General features: G+C 45.4%; 6 protein-coding genes. 5 read left to right on the forward strand and 1 reads right to left on the reverse strand.

Annotated elements, in window-relative coordinates; genetic code table 11:
• The 5 genes from B7Y67_RS10685 to trpC form a co-directional block, all read left to right on the forward strand.
• Window positions 1–354, forward strand: a 354-nt coding sequence (locus B7Y67_RS10685; protein ID WP_367227279.1) for a ribulose-phosphate 3-epimerase, incomplete at its 5' end; no start/stop codon positions are given.
• Window positions 354–1859 carry an anthranilate synthase component I gene (trpE, locus tag B7Y67_RS10690; protein ID WP_293598629.1) on the forward strand — a complete coding sequence of 502 codons (1506 nt, stop codon included), beginning with the start codon at window positions 354–356 and terminating at the stop codon, window positions 1857–1859. The genes B7Y67_RS10685 and trpE, both read left to right, overlap by 1 nt.
• Complete coding sequence (locus B7Y67_RS10695; RefSeq protein WP_293598630.1) at window positions 1843–2409, forward strand: aminodeoxychorismate/anthranilate synthase component II; 567 nt, start codon at window positions 1843–1845, stop codon at window positions 2407–2409. Before trpE ends, B7Y67_RS10695 begins: the two co-directional genes overlap by 17 nt.
• Window positions 2410–2432: 23 nt before the next feature.
• The gene (gene trpD / locus B7Y67_RS10700) at window positions 2433–3455 is read left to right on the forward strand and encodes an anthranilate phosphoribosyltransferase (RefSeq protein ID WP_293598631.1); all 1023 of its coding nucleotides are present in this window, start codon (window positions 2433–2435) and stop codon (window positions 3453–3455) included.
• 11 nt (window positions 3456–3466) lie between these two features.
• On the forward strand, window positions 3467–4270 hold the full coding sequence (gene trpC, locus B7Y67_RS10705) for an indole-3-glycerol phosphate synthase TrpC (RefSeq protein WP_293598632.1): 804 nt from the start codon (window positions 3467–3469) through the stop codon (window positions 4268–4270).
• Here the strand turns inward: trpC and B7Y67_RS10710 are convergent.
• Window positions 4267–4749 carry a hypothetical protein gene (locus B7Y67_RS10710; RefSeq protein ID WP_293598633.1) on the reverse strand — a complete coding sequence of 161 codons (483 nt, stop codon included), beginning with the start codon at window positions 4747–4749 and terminating at the stop codon, window positions 4267–4269. The genes trpC and B7Y67_RS10710 overlap by 4 nt on opposite strands.
• Between the last annotated feature and the right edge of the window lie 197 nt (window positions 4750–4946).

Raw genomic sequence — 4946 nt, forward strand, 5'->3', positions numbered from 1 at the left:
GCAGGGCTAGTGTTAAATCCTGCAACACCACTGCATCACTTAGATCACACCCTAGAACTACTCGATCTCGTTTTGCTAATGTCTGTGAATCCTGGCTTTGGTGGGCAGTCATTTATTCCAAGCACTCTGAATAAGATTGCTCAAGTTCGTGCACGACTAGATCGCTATCAAGAAGAGACTGGTCGACACATTCGCTTAGAGGTAGATGGCGGCATTAAAGTCGACAACATTGCAGAAGTAGCTAAGGCTGGTGCAGATACTTTTGTTGCTGGCTCTGCAATCTTTGGCAAAGAAAATTATGCTGACGTGATTAAAGCGATGCGCTCAGAACTAGCGACGTCAGGAAAAGCGTAATGCAGCACGAAGAATTTTTAGCCCTAGCAAAACAGGGTTTCAATCGCATTCCATTGGTCAAAGAAGTTTTAGCTGACTTAGAGACTCCGCTCTCACTGTACGTCAAACTCACTCAAGCATTTGGACAAAAGAATACTTACCTACTTGAGTCTGTTTTAGGTGGCGAGCGCTTTGGTCGCTTCTCTTTCATTGGCCTGCCCGCTAAAACTGTTTTAAGAACGGTTGGCACACCAACGGCACCACTGACTGAAGTTTTATTCAATGACAAAGTCATTGAAACCAATCACGACAATCCACTCGACTTTGTTGATGCTTATTTCAAGCGCTTCAAGGTGGCGGTTCAACCTGGTCTCCCACGCTTCTGTGGCGGACTTGCAGGCTACTTTGGTTATGACACAGTTCGCTACATTGAATCTCGCTTAGCAAAACACAAGTTGCCAGATGAATTGGGTGTGCCAGATATCCAATTAATGTTGACTGAAGAGTTGGCAGTGATTGATAACGTTGCAGGTCGTATTTATTTAATCGTCTATGCGGACCCTAGTGTTACCGATAGCTTTGAAAAGGCTCAAGCTCGATTAAAAGAATTGCTTGCTTGCTTAAGCAAACCTGTAAGCATGCCTGCTTCATTGCCGAGCACCAAAACAGAGTTGATCCGTAAGTTCAAGGCAGCTGATTTTGAAAATGCCGTACTCAAAACCAAAGAATATATTTTAGCTGGTGATTGCATGCAGGTAGTGATTGGTCAGCGCATTAGCAAGCCATTCACAGATTCACCGCTCGCTCTCTACCGAGCACTTCGCTCCCTGAATCCATCACCATATATGTACTTCTATGACTTTGGTGATTTACAGGTAGTGGGCTCATCACCAGAGATCTTGGTGCGCCAAGAGCAGCGCGAGAGTCAGAAGATTGTGACGATTCGCCCTCTAGCTGGCACTCGTCCTCGTGGCGCAACACCCGAAGAAGATGAGCGTCTTGCTACAGAATTACTCGCCGATCCAAAAGAAATTGCCGAACATGTCATGTTGATTGACCTAGCGCGTAACGATGTGGGTCGTATTGCAAAGACAGGCACTGTCAAAGTGACTGACTCGATGTCAATCGAAAAATATTCCCATGTCCAACACATAGTCAGCTCGGTTGAAGGTGAATTACTAGACAATATGAGCAATATGGATGTTTTACGCGCAACCTTCCCTGCCGGTACCTTATCGGGCGCCCCAAAGATTCGGGCGATGGAAATTATTGACGAGATGGAAATTGTGAAACGCGGTGTCTATGGAGGCGCAGTTGGCTATCTATCTTTCTCTGGCGATATGGATGTGGCCATCGCTATTCGCACTGGTGTGATTCGTGATGGTGTATTGCACTCCCAAGCTGGTGCTGGTGTAGTGGCAGACTCCGACCCCACCGCCGAGTGGAAAGAAACTGAAGCTAAGGCACGTGCAGTGTTAATGGCAGCTGATTTAGTACAAGGAGGACTCGATGCTCCTCATGATTGATAACTACGATTCATTTACCTATAACCTCGTTCAATATTTTGCAGAACTAGGTGAAGAAGTAAAAGTTTTTCGTAATGATGAAATTTCTGTTGAAGATATTGCCACAATCAATCCCGCACGTATTTGTATTTCACCAGGGCCTTGTAGTCCGGCAGAAGCAGGGATTTCAGTGGCTACGATTCAACGCTATGCCGGACAAATTCCAATTCTGGGAGTATGTCTAGGCCACCAAGCAATAGGTGAAGCATTCGGTGGCAAGATTATTCGCGCCCAGAAGGTGATGCATGGCAAGACCGATGACATTCACCATACTGGTGTTGGTGTTTTCAAAGACTTACCAAACCCATTTAAGGTGACGCGTTATCACTCTTTGGCCATTGAAAAGAGTTCGTTGCCGGCAGTTCTTGAAGTCACGGCCACTTCTTCCGATGGCGAAATCATGGGTGTACGCCATAAAGAGCTCGCAGTAGAAGGCGTGCAATTTCATCCTGAGTCCATTCTTTCTGAGCATGGCCATGCACTGCTTAAGAATTTTCTCCAAGCAAAATAACCAAAAGCATTCTAAGAAGCTCTATGTCTATTACTCCTCAGCAAGCATTGCAACGTTGCATTGAACATCGCGAGCTCTTTCATGATGAGATGACTGCCATGATGCGTCTGATTATGAGTGGTGAGATGCCGCCGACTTTAGTTGCAGGACTGCTCGTTGCCCTACGCACCAAGAAAGAGACTGTTGGTGAAATTGCTGCAGCAGCTCAAGTCATGCGGGAATTTGCCACCCCAGTAATTGTTGAGGATAGAAAAAACTTGGTGGATGTGGTGGGTACTGGTGGCGATGGCGCCCATACCTTTAACATTTCTACTGCTGCCATGTTTGTGGCGGCAGCTGCCGGAGCCAAAATTGCTAAGCATGGTAACCGCAGCGTCAGTAGTAAATCGGGTAGCGCAGATATTCTGGAGTCCCTAGGTGTAAAGCTATCGCTTTCCCCAGAACAAGTAGCGAAATGTATTTCAGAAGTGGGTGCAGGCTTTATGTTTGCTCCGAATCATCATCCTGCAATGAAAAACGTCGTACCGATTCGTAAAGATTTGGGTGTGCGCACGATATTCAATATCTTAGGTCCACTCACGAACCCAGCAGATGCCAAACGCATCCTCATGGGCGTATTTCATGCTGACTTAGTCGGTATCCAGGCGCGTGTATTACAAGCCATGGGTATGGACCATGCACTCGTCGTCTATGGACGCGATGGTTTAGATGAGATTTCTTTAGAAGGTCCTACGCTCGTAGGTGAATTAAAAGATGGCCAGGTCCGTGAATATGAGATTCATCCAAAAGACTTTGGCTTGAACACTGCGCCGACCAATAGCTTTAAGGTGGCTGATGCTGAAGAGTCTAAGGCCATTGTTTTAGATGTACTCAATAAAACTCCTGGACCAGCGAGCGACATTGTTTGTCTCAACGCTGGAGCAGTGCTGTATGTCGCAGATGTAGCTCCTAGCATTGCTAGTGGCATTCAGATGGCCCAAGCAGCCATTACTTCTGGCGCTGCCCGCCATAAGCTAGACCAATTTGTAGCAGCAACCCAACATTAATTAAGACCTGCATGAGCGATATCCTCGACAAAATTGTTGCCACCAAAAAGATTGAAGTTGCCGCTGATTCAAAAAAAGTCTCTTTAGCTAATCAACGCGATCAGGCCGAAGAAAATAATCGTGATACCGTGTTAAAGCCAAGAGGCTTCATTCAATCTATCAAGAATAAGATTGCAGCAGGCAAGGCTGGCGTGATTACAGAAATTAAGAAGGCGAGTCCTAGCAAAGGAATCTTGCGCGAAAATTTTCAACCTGCTGAGATTGCTCAGTCCTATGAAAGCAATGGTGCAGCCTGCCTATCCGTTCTCACAGACAAGGATTATTTTCAAGGATCCAACACATACCTTCAGGCTGCAAGAGCTGCATGCAGTATTCCCGTATTGCGCAAAGACTTTACGATTGACCCTTACCAAGTCTACGAAGCAAGAGCAATTGGCGCTGATGCGATTTTATTGATTGTGGCCTGCCTTGAGCTCAATCAAATGAAAGAACTTGAAGCTTGTGCGCATGAACTGGGTTTAGATGTGCTTGTTGAGGTACATAACGCACCTGAATTAGAGCAAGCCCTTGAATTGAAAACCGGATTGCTCGGCATTAATAATCGTAACCTGAAGACTTTTGAAGTTACTCTTCAAACCACTCTATCTTTACTATCAATGGTGCCAACAGGTAAAACATTGGTTACGGAGTCTGGAATTATGAGTCGTGCAGATGTCCAGCTGATGCGTGATCACCATGTCAACGCATTTTTGGTTGGCGAAGCCTTCATGCGTGCAAATAATCCAGGCACGGCTTTAAGCGAACTATTTAACTAAGCAGGCCTAAAGCCCTTAAGTAGATCAAGGCCATATTTAATAAGGCCAATTAGTAGCACTGTTCCCAAAACATCCCCAATCATCATTACCAAGAAGTGATTAAAGCTTCCAGCCTCATCAAGCCCTCTGAGCGCAAACCACCATTGATGTAGACCCGCACTGAGAGCTGCGAAAATCAAGACGCAGACCACTAAGTTCTGTAAAGTCAGGTTACTTAAGTCAGGCAAGATATTGATATTCCTCAATACAAAAACTCTTGCTAAATAAGGTGCAAATCCAGATATCAGTCCAATGCCGATGCAGGTGATGAGCTCTGGTGGAAATTGCCCAAAATAACAAATCATGAAAGATGCGAGCGCAATTCCAATGGCGCCTGGTAAGCCAAAGATGAGCGTCAGAAATAAACGTAAGCCAGCAGGAAGATAAATCCAATTCACACCCAGACCATAGGCTAGATGACTTGTAAGCCAATCGTTCAAATAAAACAGGGTTGAATAGGAGAAAATGCTAACCAGAAAGCCTGTCGTCGATTCCGAGAATATTCTTTTCATGACTATCAGCATGGCTATTAGTGAAATATCGGTTCATACTACCAGCCAAGCATTAGGGAATATACTAAGACTAACCCTAGAGCCAATAGACTTAAACACCACTGATACAAAAATATGTCCACCGC

This window comes from Polynucleobacter sp. 35-46-11 (assembly GCF_002281105.1).